This window comes from Streptomyces sp. NPDC003300 (assembly GCF_040610915.1).
GTDB lineage: Bacteria > Actinomycetota > Actinomycetes > Streptomycetales > Streptomycetaceae > Actinacidiphila.
The window spans coordinates 33,754-50,333 of sequence record NZ_JBEXNE010000036.1; the positions used below are offsets into that span (position 1 = coordinate 33,754).

Sequence of the window (16,580 nt, forward strand, 5' to 3'; positions counted from 1 at the left end):
GTCAGGGGCTCCCGTGCGGAGTGATCCGTACGGAGCAGGGACATTTCACTGAGGGGGACCACTACGTGAAAACGCAGAAAAACCGGCGGACCGGACGGGGAATGAAGGCCAGGGCCGCCGCGGTGACGGCGGGCACGCTCGCCATGGTGCTGGGCGCCTCCGTCGCCGCCAGCGCCGAGGGCGGCTCGCCCGCGCTCACCACCGTCAAGGACGCGCAGAGCCACACCGCCGCACCCGGCGTCTCGACGTTCTCCACGAACGCCGCGCAGGACGACAAGATCTGGTCGTTCGGCATCGACGGCCGCGACTCCAGCGGCCGGATCTGGAGCTACCCGCCGAAGGCGAACGGCTTCGGCTCCCGCACCCAGACCGGCTACGGGATGGGCAGCGCCAACGCGTTCTTCAAGAACAACTCGGGCAACGACACGCACGTGAACGTCTACGCGCGGTTCGGCGGCACGCTCCGGATCTTCTCGGCGGCCTCGCCCGACGAGGGCACCGTGATCGGCACCGGCTGGAACGTCTACAACGCCTTCGTGACGCCGGGCAACGTCGGCGGCGCCGCCAACCCGGACCTGCTCGCCCGTGACAGCAGCGGCGTGCTGTGGCTCTACCTGTCCTACGCGGACGGCACGTTCGCCAAGAAGCGCAAGGTCGGCGGCGGGTGGAACACCTACAACCAGATCGCCGGCCGCGGTGACCTCACCGGTGACGGCAAGCCCGACATCGTGGCCCGCGACAGCAGCGGTGCGCTCTGGCTCTACAAGGGCACCGGCAACATCGACGCGCCGTTCGCCGCGCGGACGAAGATCGGCGGTGGGTGGAACACCTACAACAAGATCCTCAGCCTGGGCGACACCAGCGGTGACGGTCGCAACGACCTGATCGCCCGCGACACGTCGGGTGTCCTGTGGCTGTACAAGGGCACCGGCAACGCCGGCGCCCCGTTCGCGGCCCGCGTGAAGATCGGCGGCGGCTGGAACACGTACAACTACCTGTTCTAAGCCGCGCCGTCCTCCGGATCGCGCCGTTCGAACCGTGAAACGAGGCCCGCCGCCCGGAACTCCTCCGGGCGGCGGGCCTCTCACATGGTCCGGTTCAGCGGTTGACGGTCTGGATCTCCTGGACCGTGACCGGGTGGTCCTGGGTGATCACACCGTTCGGCAGCGGCGGGTTGTCGGCCGCGCCGTCCGAACCGCGCCAGGAGACCTTCCAGGTGGCCGTCACGTTCAGGTCGTACGCGCCGGTGCTCTGCGTGGAGCGCCGATACGTCACACCGCACGGCGGGTTGCCGGTGGCGCCCTCGGTGTACGGGGCGCCGACCTGGCCGCCCTTGCCGATGGGGCACTCGGCGGAGGACGGGTACACGGTGGCGTCCGACGTCCCCGGATCGATGTGGACGCTGGTCGGCGTGGCCGTCGTCTCGGCCCACATGGCCTGCGCGCCGGGGATGTTGAGTTCGGCCCTGACGGTGACCGGCGCGTAGTTCTCGTTCAGCGTCACCCAGGTGGGCAGATTGACGGTCTGGGTGCCCACCGGATTCGTCCGGATGTCCACGCCCGGCACCTTGGTGTGCGCGAAGGCGAGCCTGGCCAGCATCTCCGTGGTGATCACATTCGGCGTACCGGCGGGCGGGCGCTGGCCGTTGGGCACCCAGAAGGGCAGCGTGCCGTTGCAGTCGAAGCGGTCGGGGCTGTCGGAGTTCGGATTCGTCACCGGCCCCCAGAAAGCGCCCTTGCCCTGCTGGTCGAGATTGAAGTTCTTGTACGCCTTCTCGCCGTTGCCGCTCCAGGTCCTGCCCTCCGAGTAGTGCTTCTTGTACTCGTCCATGGCCTGCATGGCGTAATTGGCCTGGCCCGGATACTCGTTGGTCTCCTTGACCTGCTTCTCGACCATCTTCTTGAATTCGGCGGGGCCGGCGACGGGGCCGATCCAGCACGGCGGCGGCGTCCACGTCACATTGTCGGCGGCGCCGAGCGAACGGCCTCCCGAGCCCTTCGCGCTGGTGTCCGTGGGATAGGTGACCTGGACGCCCGCGCTCAGATTGCCCTTGTCGTCACCCGAGCCGCTGGTCTTGCCGCCGGGCACGTCGGCGAAGGCCGGGGCGGCGACGGTGGCCGTGGCGGCCGTCACGAGGATCGCGGTGGCCGCGCCAAGAGCCGCACGGCGCAGGCCCGTTGCCGGGCCCGATGGGGTGGTCACTCCTTGCATTGCGTTGCCTTCGCTTTCGCATCGACGGACACGGCTTGCCACAGGTCGGCCCCCGCGGGGAACTTGGCCATGACGATCGTGAAGTACACGTAACTGCTGTCGGTGACCGCGGTGCCGAGGAGCTTGCCCGACCTGACGTCCTTGCCGTAGACCTTGCCCTGGAAGTCGCAGAAGCCGACCGTGGCGGCGGTCTTCGCCGAGGTCACCTTCACCGTGGGCCGGTAGAAGCGGTCGGTGCCGGTCTCGGTCCAGCCGCCGTCCACCGCCTGCCCGATCTGCGTACGGGCATACGCGGCGGCGCTGCCGCCCGGCTGCGCGTACCGCGCCACCAGCGGCTCGTTGACATTCCGCTTCACGATGCCGTGGGCGATGCTGCGCATGAAGTTGGCGGCGTTGCCCAACGCGGCGGCCTCGGCGTGACCGGTCGGCGCGGGCCAGTCGAAGACCAGCTTCAGATCGCCCGGCAGCGCCAGGTTCGGATCCTGCGTCACCGGCGGCGCGGTCGGCTCGGCGGACGCCGACGCCGTGGGAGAGGCGGCCGTCGCGGTGGGGGAGGCGGTGTTCGCCGAATCCCCGTCGATCGTGTCGGAGCCGCCACCTCCACCGCCGCCGCAGGCGGACAGCGCCAGGACGGCGGTCGCCGTCAACGCGGCGGCCGTGGCGCCGCAGTGGACTCGCATGGTCAACGCTCCCGATCGGTGCTCACCGGGCACCGACGGGCACCGGCCGAACAACACATCGAACGCCGAACACCCCTTGGCCCCGTATCCAAGTGGAATCCAACGTACCCAAGGCGGCGGCCCGTGTTGAGAGGGGAAGTGTGCTGGTTCGGTCACGTGCGGGTCACCGCGACGGCACAGCCGCCGATTCCACCCGGATGCCGCGCAACCCGGCAAGGACACAACCCCTCCTAACGGATAGTCGGCGACCTATTGGATACAAGTGGTGGGTCCCGAACAAACGCCGCAAAAGCAGCGAATGGGCTCGAACGCGTCGAACACCGCGGAGAACACGACGACTTCGCGTGGCGCGGAGCACCCGAGCCCTCGAAGAACCTTCGAAAGGCAAGGCACGTCATGCAGCAGAGCCGCACCACCGGTACCCGCACCCGTACCGTCCGCCGTATCGCCCTCACCACGGCCGCGGTGGCGCTCGCGGTCGCCGTACCCGCCGCCGCGGCGCAGGCGCAGTCCCAGCCGCGGACCGCGTCCCGCACGACCGGGCAGTCCCACACGACCGGGCACGGGCACGCGGTCGCGCACCAGGCGCCCACGGCGCACAAGGCCCACAAGGGCGCCAAGGCCGAGCCGGTGATCGGCTCCGGCAGCCCGCAGTCCACGACGGGACGCGTCGCCGACTTCTACGGGTCCTACATCGATGCCGTCTGGGACACCGACAGCGGCCACCTCGGCGCCGACCTGCGGTCGCACTTCCTGACCAAGGGCCTCCAGAAGAAGCTCGCCGCGTGGGAGAAGAAGAACCACGCGGACGGCGTGCTGCGCGCCCAGGACGTACCGACGGCGTGGCGCGTGACGTACGCGGGCAGCGGCGCGGGACACGCCTTCACCAATGTGCGCCTGACGTTCGGCGGGAAGGGCCACGAGACGTACCAGACGCTCAAGGTGCGGTCGGACCTGGCGACGAAGAAGATCTCCGACATCAAGTAGCGCGCGGGGCCCGCTGATTCGGTCCTTCGGACCGGTCGGCGGGGTCGGCCGGCCGGTTCCCGGCGTCGTACGGCGCCGGGGTCCGGCCGGCCGCGGAGTACGTCAACCCGCCCGCTACAGCTCGCCCTTGCGGGTGAGGTGGTGGAAGGAGACCCAGCCGGGCAGCACCGGCAGCCAGAAGGTCAGCAGCCGGAAGAAGAGCACGGCCGGAGTGGCGACCTCCTTCGGCAGCCCGGCGGCGATCAGGCCACCGGTGAGGGCGAGTTCGACGGCCCCGACGCCACCGGGGGTGGGCGCGGCGGACCCCAGCGCGTTGCCCGCGAGGAAGACGACGGCGATGGCCGCGTAACTGAGGTGGCCGCCGAAGGCCCGTACGCAGCCGTCCAGGCAGATCACGAAGGTGACCGTCAGCATCAGCGTGCCGCCGATGCCGGTGATCAGCTTCGCGGGCCGCTGGAGCACGTCCAGCATGCGCGGCACGACCCCGGCGAACAGCGCGCGTACCCGCGTCGAGACGAACTTCCGCAGCGCGGGCACCGCCGTGACGACCAGCACCAGCACGCCCGCGGTCAGCAGCCCGGCCATGACCGTACGGGACGGCGACAGCGACGGCGTCTTCTCCGTACCGGTGATGAAGCCGAACGCCATCAGCAGCACCACGTGCGAGCCGAGGCCGACGAGCTGGGAGGCGCCGACGCTCGCCACCGCCAGGCCGGGCCGTACGCCCGCCTTCTGCAAGTAGCGGGTGTTGAGCGCGACACCGCCGACCGCGGCCGGGGCGACCAGCTTCACGAACGACCCGGCGACCTGCGCGAGCACCGTCTTCACCAGCGACAGCCGCTCCGGTACGAACCCGGAGAGCGCGCACGCGGCGGCGACGTAACTGGCCGCGGAGCCGAGGACCGCGATCACCGCCCACCGCCAGTCGGCGTTGGCGATGGCGTCGCCGATCGGCACGGAACTGAGCTGGGAGAGCAGGAAATACGCGGCGAAGGCGCCCGCGATCACCGTGATCAGCGTGCGCGGCTTGATGCGTTCGAGACGGACCGGCTCGACCGGCGCCTGCGGACGGATCAGCAGCACCTGCTGGCGGATGAGGGAGAGCAGGTCGTCCTCGCGGGCCTCCTCCAGCGCGTCCTCTATGGCCCGCTTCTCCGCCTTGCTCTCGGCCTTGCGCTCGGCCTTCCGGCCCGCCTTGAGCTTGCCCGCCTTGAGGTCCCCGGTCTTGAGGTCCCCGGCTCTGAGGTCTCCGGTTCTGAGATCCCCGGTTCTGAGATCCCCGGCCTTGAGGTCCCCGGCTCTGAGGTCCCCTGGCGGCACCGCCGCCGTCGCGCCGCCGTGCGCCACCTCCGCGCCGTGCACGCGCTCCGCGGCCCGTGCCTCCTTCTCCGCCGCCGACGCCGCGAGCACCGCGTCCCGCTCGCGCTGCGCGCGGGCCCGCCCGAGCACCTTCAGCCGCGCCCGGGTCTCCCGGCTCAGCGCGATCGGCTGGAGCAGCGGCAGCGAGTTGGCGACCCGGTCGGGACCGAGCACCGCGAGCCCCGAGGCCACCGCGCGCTCGGGCCCCACCCGCAGCGCGAGCGTCGTCAGCATCTGCGCGATGTCCATCCGCAGCACGATGTCCCCGGCCGCGATCTCACCGCCGCGCAGCTCGGTCAGCACGACCTTGCCGGAACGATCCACCAGCAGCGACTCACCGACCAGCCGCCGGTGCGCGATCCGCCGCGACTGGAGCGCCCGCACCTGCGTCCACGCCTCGCGCAGCAGGTCGTCGGTGATCTCGTCGTCCGCGAGCGAGTCGAATCGCCGGCCGCCGATGTGCTCGTAGACCAGCATCACCGCGTCGGGGCCCAGCTCGGAGGTGGCGATCAGCTTCGGCGCGTTGGCCCCGGCGGCGATGGCCGCGTACGCCAGCAGCGCCTCCTGCTCCAGCGCCTGCCGCAGCGACAGCAGACTGCGCCGCTGCGTGATCCCGCCGACCAGGGCGAGCCGCCGCCACAGCCGGTAGAAGAAACCGTGCGCCTGCTGCTCCCGGTCGACCACCGTGACGTCCAGCGGCGGGCCGTCCTCCAGTGTCACCAGATACGCCCGGCCGCGGTCGGAGTCCGCGGTCTCCGGGCCGTCCAGCTCGACCCGGCGCGCGGTCTGCGGCGCGAAGCCGACCCGGCGCAGGCCCGCGAGCAGGTGCTGCCCGGTCGGCCGGACGTTCGGCGAGCCGACCGCGTAGACCGTGCCGTAGGCGACCGTCCAGCCGATCAGCACGGTCACGGCGATCGAGAACGGTGTCGTGTAGCCGCCGACCAGCACCGCGAAGGCGTCCAGCAGCAGCACGAACCACAGCGCGACCCGCCAGCGCGGTCTGCGCGCCATCCCGACCGCCGTCACATAGGCGATGACGGGCGCGAGATAGCCGTGCACGGGGTCGGTGAGGCCGGTGCCGCCGGGCGCGCTGTGAGTCAGCGCCTCCTGGATCGGATTCGGCGCGGAACTGGTCACCCACAAGTCGGTGGCGAGCGCGGCGCCGTGCGCGAGGACGGCCGCCAGGACGCCGTCGGCGATCCGCAGCCCGTCCCGTTTGACCAGCCGCTCGATCGCGAAGGCGACCGGCACGATCAGTACGGCGATGCTCGCGGTCAGGCCCGCGAAGGACGACAGGGCGTCGGGCGCGTGGTCCGCGCCCTTGGAGATGTCCGTCTCCAGGCCGGTGGTCGTCGCGTGCGCGAAGCCCGCGATGGCCAGCACGACCGCGATGCCCAGCAGCCCGAACAGGAAGCGCATCAGGTCGGCGGGGCGGTGCACGCGGGCGGCGAGCAGCGGTTCGTCGACCAGGACGGTGCCGGGTCCCGGCCCGGGGGTCAGGGTGGGAGCGGGGCCGGGGGCGGTGCCGGACGCGGTGTCCGGGGTCTTCTCGGGCGTGGCGCCGGACGCGGTGCCGGACGCGGTGTCGGGTGTGGCCTCGGGCGTCGTGTCGTCTGCGGCGGCCCGGTCGGCGTCCGGGCCGGTGTCCGTCGCGGGTTCGGCCACGGCGTCACGCGTGGTGTCGGGCACGGGCAGGTCGGACAGGCGCGCCCTGTGGGCCCCGTTCGCGGCCGGCGCGGCGGGGTGCGCGGGCAGCGCGTCGGGGGCGCGGTCGGCCGGTCCGGCCTGCTCCGCGCCCGGCTGCTGCTCCCCAGCCGTCTCTTCTTCTTGATCTCGTATCACCAGTCACCGCCCGGACGATGGTGGCATGAGAGGTCTGCGAATGGGACCGGAACCCCCCGTTGTCGGTGGTCTGGGGCAGGATTGTTCGGATGAGCGAGGAGTACGACCCCGGTGCCCCCACGGAGTACGCGGAGCGGGTGCTGGACACCGTAGAACTGATCCCGCCCGGCCGCGTGATGACATACGGCGATGTCGCGGAATACCTGGGCGAAGGCGGTCCGCGACAGGTCGGCCGGGTCATGGCGCTGTACGGCGGCGGCGTGACCTGGTGGCGTGTCGTGCGCTCCGACGGGACGCTGCTGCCCGGCCACGAGCTGAGCGCGCTGGACGCGTACCGCGCCGAGGGCACCCCGCTGCGTGAGCGCGGCCCGGCCGCCGAGGGGCACATACCGCGCGTCGACATGCGCAGGGCCCGCTGGGACGGGGGCGCCGCCGACCTCGCGGGGGGCGGCAGCGGCTGACGGCCGGGGACTCATGTCCTCCAGCTTCCGTCATCGGCGCCGCCGCGATGGCATCGGCCGTCCGTACGGAGTACATCCCGCGCGTGGCGTAGCGTCGACAGCTCCCGTCCGGGAACGCGATCCCGGCGGCGTACGTGACCCGGTACGCGTCCCCGTACGACCGCCCGAGCCCATGACCGACCCCGTGACCGATCCCGCACCCGACTCCGTACGCGCATCTGATCCTGGCCCCGACAGAACCGGCGAACCACGTGACATCCTCCTCGGTCTCCTCCGCCTCCTCCGCCACCTCGGCAGTGCCGCACCAGGCGCACCGGGGTGCGGGCGGCGGGTACCGGTTGGTGCGGACGCCGCCGGTGGCCGCGACGCCTCCTGTGCTGGACGCGGCACAGCGCGCGGTGGTTGAGCACGGGCAGGGGCCGCTGCTGGTGCTGGCGGGGCCCGGCACCGGCAAGACGACCACGCTCGTCGAGGCGGTCACGGCGCGGGTGCGGGCCGGGACGAATCCCGACCGGATTCTCGTGCTCACCTTCAGCCGCAAGGCCGCCGTCGAGCTGCGCGACCGGCTGGCGGCGCGGGCGGCGGCGGAACCCGACGGTCCGGGCGGCGCGACCGGCGGAGTGGTGGCGCCGCACGCCACCACCTTCCACTCCTTCTGCTACGCCCTGGTCCGCGAGCACCAGGCGCCCGAGCTGTTCGCCGACCCGATCAGGCTGCTGTCGGGCCCCGAGCAGGACCTGCTGGTCCGCGAGCTGCTGGCCGGAGAGGCCATGCTCGAACGCGACGGGCGCGGCAAATTCCGCTGGCCGGACGACCTGCGGGCCGCGCGCACCACGCGCGGATTCGCCGACGAGGTGCGCGCGGTGGTCGCGCGCAGCCGCGAACTGGGGCTCGGCCCGCGCGCCCTCGCGGACTTCGCCCGCCGCATCGGGCGGCCCGACTGGACCGCGGCGGCGGCCTTCCTGGACGAATACCTGGAGGTCAGCGACCTCCAGGGGGTCATCGACTACACCGAACTCGTCCACCGGGCCGCGCTGCTCGCCGAACGCCCCGAGACGCACCGGGAGCTGGCCGGGCGGTACGACGCCGTCTTCGTCGACGAGTACCAGGACACCGACCCGGCGCAGGTACGGCTCCTCCAGGCGCTGGCGGGGCAGGGCCGCACGCTGGTCGCCTTCGGCGACCCCGACCAGTCGATCTACGCCTTCCGCGGCGCCGACATCAACGGCATCCTCGACTTCCCCACCGACTTCCCGCCCCGCGACGCCAAGGCCGCCGCCGTCCGCGTCCTCACCGTCTCCCGCCGCGCCGGGGCCGAACTCCTGGACGCCACCCGGCGGCTCACCACCCGCATGCCGCTGCCCAAGCTGCCCGCCGCGGCCGTACGGCAGCACCGCGCGCTGCACGCCGTACGGTCCGACGGCGCGGTCGCCGTCCGCACGTATCCGACCTCCGGCGCGGAACTCGACGGCATCGCCGACACCCTGCGCCGCGCGCACCTCGAAGACGGCATCCCCTGGCACGACATGGCCGTCCTCCTGCGCTCCGCCTCGCCCCTCCCGGCCCTGCGCCGCGCCCTCACCACCTCCGGCGTCCCCGTCCACCTCGACGCCCCCGACATCCCCCTCCACGCCGAGCCCGCCGTCGCCCCCCTCCTCCTCGCCCTCCGCCTCGCAGCCGAGTCGGCTGCCCCTGAGCCCCCCACCCTGCCCGGCGCCCCGGGAACGCCCGACGGGGGCGTGGACTCCGTTCGGCCTGGCGGCTTGGGAGCGTCCGGCGGGGACGCGGACGCCGCTCGGCCGGGTGGGCTGGGAGGGCCCGGCGCGTCCTCGGCGTCGGCGGCCGGCCCCGCCGAGCCCGGCCGATCGTCGGCCCCCCTTTCCGGGCCTGCGCCGTTCGGCGGCCCGCAGGGGCGGGGTGAGGTCGCTGCTTCGTCGGCGGCACCCGACGGGTATTCGCGGGGCGACGGGCGGGTGGTTGTTGGGGTGGAGGACGCCGTCGCGCTGCTGACGTCGCCGTTGGGGGGGATGGACGCCGCGGATCTGCGGCGGTTGGGGCGGGCGTTGCGGGAGGAGGAGCGGGCCGCGGGCCACGCGGTGCCGCGGGGGTCGGACGAGCTGATCGCGGAGGCGGTGGGGGAGCCGGAGCGGCTGGTGGCGCACGACCCGGCGTATGCGCGGGGGGCGCTGCGGGTGGGCGGGCTGCTGAGGGCCGCGCGGGACACGCTGGCAGGCGGTGGCACGGCGGAAGAGGCGCTGTGGGGCCTGTGGGACGGCTCGCCCTGGCCGGGGAGGCTGGAGCGGGCGGCGTTGCGGGGCGGGGCGGGCGGACGCCACGCCGACCGTGACCTGGACGCGGTGTGCGCGCTGTTCGAGACGGCGGCGCGGGCCGAGGAGCGCACCGGCGGCCGGGGCGCGCTGAACCTCATCGAGGAGCTGTCGGCGCACGACATCGTCGCCGACACGCTCGGCGGCCCGGCCGTACGCCCCGACGCCGTACGCCTGATGACCGCGCACCGGTCGAAGGGCCTGGAGTGGCGGCTCGTCGTGGTGGCCGGGGTGCAGGACGGCGTCTGGCCCGACCTGCGGCGGCGCGGCTCGCTGCTGGAGGCGGACCGGATCGGCACCGACGGCCTCGCGCCGCCGCTCAGCCAGGGCGCGCTCCTCGCGGAGGAACGGCGGCTGTTCTACGTGGCGGCCACCCGCGCCCGCGAGCGCCTGCTGGTCACGGCCGTGAAGTCGGCCAACGACGACGGCGACCAGCCCTCCCGCTTCCTGGCCGAGCTGGGCGTGCCCCCGCAGGACGTCACCCACCGCTCGCGCCGCCCGCTGGCCGTCGCGGCGCTCGTCGCCGAGCTGCGGGCCACCACCGTCGACCCCGCCGCGTCCCCGGCCCTGCGCGACGCCGCCGCGCGCCGGCTGGCCAAGCTCGCGGCGCTCAACGACGACGGGTACGCGCTCGTGCCCGCCGCGCACCCCGACCGCTGGTGGGGCCTGTACGAGCCGACCCGCTCGACGGTCCCGCTGCGCGACCGCGACCAGCCCGTCGTCCTGTCCGGCAGCGCGCTCGACCAGCTCGCCAACACCTGCGCGCTCCAGTGGTTCCTCGGCCGCGAGGTCAAGGCGGAACCGCCGTCCACCGCCGCCCAGGGCTTCGGCAACGTCGTCCACGTCCTGGCCGACGAGGTCGCCTCGGGACGCGCCCCCGCCGATCTCGACGTCCTGATGGAACGGCTGGACTCGGTCTGGGACGCCCTCGCCTTCGACGCGCCGTGGAAGTCCCGGCAGGAGAAGGAGAACGCCCGCGCGGCCCTGGAGCGCTTCCTGCGCTGGCACGTCATGGAGCGCGGCCGTACCCCCGTCGCCACCGAGCACGGCTTCGACGTCACCTTGGAGGCGGGCGACGCCCGGGTACGGATCCGCGGCAGCATGGACCGCGTCGAGACCGACGCCGAGGGCAACGCGTACGTCGTCGACTTCAAGACCGGCCGCTCCAAGCCCACCGCGGCCGAGGTCACCCACCACCCGCAGCTCGCCGTCTACCAGCTCGCTGTGCGCGAAGGCGCCGTCGACCCGCTCTTCAACGACACCCGCCCGCCGTCCGGCGGCGCCGAACTCGTCCAGCTCAGGCTCGGCGCGACGCGCAAGGAGGGCGGCGAGACCGTACCGGCCGTGCAGCGCCAGGAACCGCTGGCGGGGGAGTGGGCGCAGGAGCTGCTGGCCGAGGCCGCGGGCCGCGTCCTGGACGAGCGCTTCACCCCGTCCACCGGCCAGCACTGCGCCAACTGCGCCTTCCGGGCGGCCTGTACGGCGCGACCGGAGGGACGCCAGGTGGTGGAGTGAACGACCTCCGTGCCCCGGCGCGAGCGATGGCCGCGCCCCGGTGCGAACGACGGCCGCGCCCCAGAGTCAGCGACGGCCGCGCCCCGGTGCGAGTGACGGCCGCGCCCCGGTGTGAGCGACGGCCGCCGTACGGGCCGCCCAGCGTGCGGACGGCGGTGTCGTACGGATCGCGGAATGAAGGGTTCCGCCGCCACGGCTGTCGGCGGAGCCGGATAGCCTCACCCGAGTGGCAACCCCCCTCACCGACCCCGAGCAGCTCAAGGAGCTGCTGGGCATCCCGTTCACCCCGGAGCAGATGGCGTGCGTCACCGCACCCCTCGCGCCGGGCGTGATCGTGGCCGGGGCCGGGTCGGGGAAGACGACGGTGATGGCCGCGCGGGTGGTGTGGCTGACCGGCACCGGGCAGGTGGCGCCCGAGCAGGTGCTGGGCCTGACCTTCACCAACAAGGCGGCGGGCGAGCTGTCCGAGCGGGTCCGCAGAGCCCTCGCGCGGGCCGGGATCACCGACCCCGACCCGGACCCGGCGGCGGAGGGCGACCCCGAACACCCGCCGGGCGACCCGCAGATCGCCACGTACCACTCCTTCGCCGGGCAGCTCCTGAAGGACCACGGGATGCGGATCGGCCTGGAGCCCGGCGCGCGGCTGCTCGCCGACGCCACCCGCTACCAGCTCGCCGCGAAGGTGCTGCGCCGCGCGCCGGGACCGTATCCGGCGCTCACCAAGGGCCTGCCCGCACTCGTCGGCGACCTGCTGGCGCTGGAAGGCGAACTGGCCGAGCACCTGGTGCCGGTCGAGCGGCTGACGGCGTACGACACGCGCCTGGCCGAGGAGCTGGCCGACATCGACCCGGCCACGCGCGGCTACGCCTGGGCGCGCGAGGTGAAACAGGCGGTACGCGCCCGGCTCGACCTCGCCGGGCTCGCCGCCGACTACCGGGCCGAGAAGCGCTCCCGCGACCTGCTGGACTTCGGCGACCAGATCGCGCTGTCCGCGACGCTCGCGCAGGACAGGGCCGAGGTCGGCGCGATCCTGCGCGACCAGTACCGAGTGGTGCTGCTCGACGAGTACCAGGACACCTCCGTCGCCCAGCGGCTGCTGCTCGCCGGGCTGTTCGGCGGCGGCACCGGGCACGCCGTCACCGCCGTCGGCGACCCCTGCCAGGCCATCTACGGCTGGCGCGGCGCCTCCGTGGCCAACCTCGACGACTTCCCCCGGCACTTCGCCCACGCCGACGGCCGCCCCGCCGACCGCTACTCGCTCAGCGAGAACCGCCGCTCCGGCGGGCGCCTGCTCGACCTCGCCAACACCCTCGCCGTCGAACTGCGCGCCCGCCACGAAGGCGTGGAGGCCCTGCGGCCCGCCCCCGGCGCCGAACGCGACGGGCTGGTGCGCTGCGCCCTGCTGCCCACCCAGGACGACGAGACGGCCTGGCTCGCCGACTCCATCGCCCACCTGGTGCGCACCGGCACCCCCGCGGGCGAGATCGCCGTCCTGTGCCGTACGGCCGCGCACTTCGCCGACTTCCACGCCGCGCTCGTCGCCCGCGACATCCCCGTCGAGGTCGTCGGCCTGTCGGGGCTGCTGCACCTGCCCGAGGTCGCCGACCTCGTCGCCGTCTGCGAAGTCCTGCACGACCCCACCGCGAACGCCGCCCTCGTCCGCCTCCTCACCGGCCCCCGCTGGCGGATCGGCCCCCGCGACCTGGCCCTCCTCGGCCGCCGCGCCCGGCAGCTCGTGCGGTACGGGGCCGCGGGGGACGGGCGCGATCCGCTGGCGGCGGCCGTCGAGGGCGTCGACCCGGCGGAGGTGATCTCGCTGGCGGACGCTCTGGAGACATTCCTCGCATCGGCGTCCCCGGGATCCGACGGGAGCGACGGCCCGGACGACGACCTGCCGTTCTCGCCCGAGGCACGGGTCCGCTTCGCCCGGATCGCCGCGGAGATAAGGGATCTGCGGCGCGCGCTCGCCGACCCGCTGATGGACGTGCTCCACCGGGTCCTGGCCGTCACCGGCCTCGAAGTCGAGCTGTCCGCGTCCCCGCACGCGCTCGCCGCCCGCCGCCGCGAGACCCTGCACGCCTTCCTCGACATCGCCGCGGGCTTCGCCGCCCTCGACGGCGAGGCCACGCTGCTGGCCTTCCTCGGCTTCCTGCACACCGCCATCCAGTACGAGAAGGGCCTCGACAGCTCGCTGCCCGGCGGCGAGAACACCGTCAAGGTGCTCACCGCCCACAAGTCCAAGGGCCTGGAGTGGGACGTCGTGGCCGTGCCGGGCCTGGTCGCCAAGGGCTTCCCGAGCGAACGCGGACGCGAGCTGTGGCCCGCCAACGCGAAAGTGCTGCCGCACGGGCTGCGCGGCGACGCGGCCACCCTCCCGGACGTGGCCGAATGGAGCCGCGCCGGGCTCGACGGCTTCCGCGCGGCCATGAAGGAACACCAGCGCGTGGAGGAGCTGCGCCTCGGCTACGTCACCTTCACCCGCCCGCGCTCCCTGCTGCTGGGCTCCGGCCACCGCTGGGGCCCCACCCAGAAGAAGCCGTTCGAGCCGTCCGCCTTCCTCGACGCCCTGCGCACCCACTGCGAGGCGGGCCACGGCGAGATCGAGCACTGGGCGGAGCCCCCGGCCGAGGACGAGCAGAATCCGGCCCTCGCCGCCCCCGTCGAGCCCCCCTGGCCGCTGCCCCTCGACCCGACCGCCCTGGAACGGCGGCGCCGGGCGGCGAAGACCGTCCTCACCTACCTGGAGTCCGGCGCGGGCCCCGACCCCGGCGCGGATTCCCCGGCGCCGCTGCCGTACGAGCCGACGTACGAGCCGTCGTACGAGCCGGACGACCAGCCGGACGACGAGCCGCCGTACGACGACGTGGGTGACATGGACGACGTGGGCGGCATGGACGACGTCGCGGACTGGGACGCGCTCCCCACGCAGCGCCCGCCGGTACGGGAGCCGCACGGCGTACGCGAGGACGTACCGGCGCGCGGCCCCGTGGCGCAGGACGCACCCGTACGTGAACCGGCACGAGTCGGTGAACCCGCACGGGACGCTGAACCCGGTCTCGTAGCGGAAGAGGCGCGGCTGGTGGCGTCCTGGGACCGGGACCTCGACGCGCTCGCCGACGAGCTGCGGCGGGCGCGGGCGGGCGTACGGGACGTGCCGCTGCCCGCCGCGCTCACCGCGACGCAGCTGCTGCGGCTGGCCGCCGACCCCGACGGTCTCGCCCGCGACCTGGCCCGGCCCATGCCGCGCCCCCCGGCGCCCGCCGCCCGGCGCGGCACCCGCTTCCACGCGTGGGTCGAGTCGCGGTTCGACGCCCGCCCGCTCTTCGGGCCCGAAGACCTCCCCGGCATCGAGGGCGACGACGACATCGCCGACGAACGCGACCTCGCCGCGCTCAAGGACGCCTTCCTGCGCGGTCCGTACGCCGTCCGCACCCCGTACCGGGTCGAATTCCCCTTCCACCTGGTCCTGGCGGGCCGCGTGATCCGCGGCCGGATGGACGCGGTGTACCGGGACGGCGACCGCTACGAGATCCTCGACTGGAAGACCGGCCGCGCCACCGACGCCGACCCCCTCCAGCTCGCCGTCTACCGCCTGGCCTGGTCGGAGCACCAGGGCGTCCCGCTCGACCGCGTCACCGCCGCCTTCCTCCACATCCGCACGGCGACGGTCATCCGGCCGCCGGACCTGCCGGACCGGGAGGGTCTTGAGCGGCTGCTGGGCCCGACCGCGGGAAAGCGGGGCCCGACCGCGTAAATCGGGACCACCCCCGCCAAGCTAGGCTGCACGTATGTGCACGACCACCGGGAGTTGAAAGCAGCCTTGACCGGATTCGACGCTATGTCGCAACCGCTCGCCCTCACCCACGAGGGCGTCGACCGAGCCGCGCACCACCGCCTGGACGAGGCGTGGCTGGCCGCTGCCTGGAGCCACCCGACAACCCGCGTCTTCGTCGTCTCCGGCGGCCAGGTGCTGGTCGAGGACGGGCCCGACGGGCGTACGGCCCTGGTGATGACCCCCGCCTTCGACGCCCCGGAAACCGAGACGCACCGCTACTTCCTGGGCACGGCCCCGGACGGCGTGCGCTACTTCGCGCTCCAGAAGGACACCCTTCCCGGCCGGATGGACGAGGAGGCGCGTCCCGCGGGGCTGCGCGAGGTCGGCGGGCTGCTGTCGCCGCTGGAAGCCGGACTCATGGTGCACGCGGTGGCGCTGGAGAACTGGCAGCGGATGCACCGCTTCTGCTCCCGCTGCGGCGAGCGCACCGTCATCGCCGCCGCGGGCCACATCCGCCGCTGCCCCGCCTGCGGCGCCGAGCACTACCCGCGTACCGACCCGGCCGTGATCATGCTGGTCACCGACGAGGAGGACCGGGCCCTGCTCGGCCGCCAGGTCCACTGGCCCGAAGGCCGCTTCTCGACCCTCGCGGGCTTCGTGGAGCCCGGTGAGTCCATCGAGCAGTCCGTGCGCCGCGAGGTCTTCGAGGAGGCGGGCGTCGTCGTCGGCGACGTCGAGTACGTCGCCAGCCAGCCCTGGCCTTTCCCCTCCAGCCTCATGCTGGGCTTCAACGCCCACGCCACCTCGTCGAAGATCACCGTCGACGGCGAGGAGATCCACGAGGCCCGCTGGTTCTCCCGCGAGGACCTGCGCGCCGCCTTCGAGTCCGGCGAAGTGCTGCCGCCCTTCGGCATCTCCATCGCCGCCCGGCTCATCGAGCTCTGGTACGGCAAGCCCCTGCCCCGCCCCGGCGCCAACGCCTGAGCCTGCTGCTGCGCCAACGCCTGAGCCCTCAGCGGCAGCAACGCCTGAGCCCGCCGCGCCTCACGGCGACGACGGGCTCGTACGTACGGTGCGGGTCAGGCGCCGATCTTCTGCTTCACCTGCGCCAGCGACGGGTTGGTGAGGGTGGAGCCGTCGGGGAACAGCACGGTCGGCACCGTCTGGTTGCCGCCGTTCGCCTTCTCCACGAACTTCGCCGACTCCGCGTCCTCCTCGATGTTCACCTCGGTGTACGCGATGCCCTCGCGGTCCATCTGGCTCTTCAGCCGACGGCAGTAGCCACACCAGGTGGTGCTGTACATGGTCACGGTGCCCGACATCGCTTCTCGCTCCTCGTCGCCTGCGGGTGAAGGGGGTTCTGCGCCAGTAGAACACCATGGCGTGAGTGGGCATTCCGGGGGGCGGCCGGTCGGCCGCGAGG

At 73.5% G+C, this 16,580-nt stretch carries 10 protein-coding genes; 6 read left to right on the top strand and 4 right to left on the bottom strand.

Going from position 1 to position 16,580, the window contains the following annotated elements; translation table 11 throughout:
- Window positions 1–101 precede the first annotated feature (101 nt).
- Window positions 102–1,004 (top strand): VCBS repeat-containing protein, encoded by a 903-nt coding sequence (locus ABZX65_RS33155; protein WP_355348651.1) that lies wholly within the window; start codon window positions 102–104, stop codon window positions 1,002–1,004.
- A 94-nt stretch (window positions 1,005–1,098) separates the two neighbouring features.
- On the opposite strand, the gene ABZX65_RS33160 is transcribed toward ABZX65_RS33155, so the two are convergent.
- Window positions 1,099–2,202, bottom strand: a complete 1,104-nt coding sequence (locus tag ABZX65_RS33160) for a hypothetical protein (protein ID WP_355348654.1) — start codon at window positions 2,200–2,202, stop codon at window positions 1,099–1,101.
- Complete coding sequence (locus ABZX65_RS33165) at window positions 2,199–2,891, bottom strand: hypothetical protein (protein ID WP_355348657.1); 693 nt, start codon at window positions 2,889–2,891, stop codon at window positions 2,199–2,201. The genes ABZX65_RS33160 and ABZX65_RS33165 overlap by 4 nt, the downstream gene beginning before the upstream one ends.
- A 396-nt stretch (window positions 2,892–3,287) precedes the next feature.
- On the opposite strand from ABZX65_RS33165, the gene ABZX65_RS33170 reads away from it, so the two are divergent.
- Window positions 3,288–3,878 carry a hypothetical protein gene (locus ABZX65_RS33170; RefSeq protein WP_355348660.1) on the top strand — a complete coding sequence of 197 codons (591 nt, stop codon included), beginning with the start codon at window positions 3,288–3,290 and terminating at the stop codon, window positions 3,876–3,878.
- A gap of 114 nt (window positions 3,879–3,992) precedes the next feature.
- On the opposite strand, the gene ABZX65_RS33175 is transcribed toward ABZX65_RS33170, so the two are convergent.
- Window positions 3,993–6,656, bottom strand: coding sequence for a lysylphosphatidylglycerol synthase transmembrane domain-containing protein (locus ABZX65_RS33175; protein WP_355348706.1), 2,664 nt, complete (start codon window positions 6,654–6,656; stop codon window positions 3,993–3,995).
- 512 nt (window positions 6,657–7,168) lie between these two features.
- Between ABZX65_RS33175 and ABZX65_RS33180 the strand changes: the two genes are divergently transcribed.
- The 4 genes from ABZX65_RS33180 (at window position 7,169) to nudC (ending at window position 16,141) form a co-directional block, all read left to right on the top strand.
- Window positions 7,169–7,540: an MGMT family protein gene (locus ABZX65_RS33180; protein WP_355348662.1), complete on the top strand. Its 372-nt coding sequence runs from the start codon at window positions 7,169–7,171 to the stop codon at window positions 7,538–7,540.
- 341 nt (window positions 7,541–7,881) lie between these two features.
- The gene (locus tag ABZX65_RS33185) at window positions 7,882–11,382 is read left to right on the top strand and encodes an ATP-dependent DNA helicase (RefSeq protein WP_355348709.1); all 3,501 of its coding nucleotides are present in this window, start codon (window positions 7,882–7,884) and stop codon (window positions 11,380–11,382) included.
- 226 nt (window positions 11,383–11,608) lie between these two features.
- A complete protein-coding gene (locus ABZX65_RS33190) occupies window positions 11,609–15,136 on the top strand; it encodes an ATP-dependent DNA helicase (RefSeq protein WP_355348665.1) in 3,528 nt (1,175 codons plus the stop codon).
- Window positions 15,137–15,220: 84 nt separating this feature from the next.
- Complete coding sequence (gene nudC, locus ABZX65_RS33195; protein WP_355348668.1) at window positions 15,221–16,141, top strand: NAD(+) diphosphatase; 921 nt, start codon at window positions 15,221–15,223, stop codon at window positions 16,139–16,141.
- Between the two features lie 95 nt (window positions 16,142–16,236).
- On the opposite strand, the gene ABZX65_RS33200 is transcribed toward nudC, so the two are convergent.
- The gene (locus ABZX65_RS33200) at window positions 16,237–16,479 is read right to left on the bottom strand and encodes a mycoredoxin (RefSeq protein ID WP_355348671.1); all 243 of its coding nucleotides are present in this window, start codon (window positions 16,477–16,479) and stop codon (window positions 16,237–16,239) included.
- Between the last annotated feature and the right edge of the window lie 101 nt (window positions 16,480–16,580).

What these genes read in the sequence shown, in the direction of transcription:
- ABZX65_RS33180 (WP_355348662.1), top strand. Translation starts at nt 7,169, where the DNA reads ATGAGCGAGGAGTACGACCCCGGTGCCCCCACGGAGTACGCGGAGCGG.
- ABZX65_RS33200 (WP_355348671.1), bottom strand. Translation starts at nt 16,479, where the DNA reads ATGTCGGGCACCGTGACCATGTACAGCACCACCTGGTGTGGCTACTGC.
- ABZX65_RS33165 (WP_355348657.1), bottom strand. Translation starts at nt 2,891, where the DNA reads ATGCGAGTCCACTGCGGCGCCACGGCCGCCGCGTTGACGGCGACCGCC.
- ABZX65_RS33155 (WP_355348651.1), top strand. Translation starts at nt 102, where the DNA reads ATGAAGGCCAGGGCCGCCGCGGTGACGGCGGGCACGCTCGCCATGGTG.
- nudC (WP_355348668.1), top strand. Translation starts at nt 15,221, where the DNA reads ATGTCGCAACCGCTCGCCCTCACCCACGAGGGCGTCGACCGAGCCGCG.
- ABZX65_RS33170 (WP_355348660.1), top strand. Translation starts at nt 3,288, where the DNA reads ATGCAGCAGAGCCGCACCACCGGTACCCGCACCCGTACCGTCCGCCGT.
- ABZX65_RS33175 (WP_355348706.1), bottom strand. Translation starts at nt 6,656, where the DNA reads ATGCGCTTCCTGTTCGGGCTGCTGGGCATCGCGGTCGTGCTGGCCATC.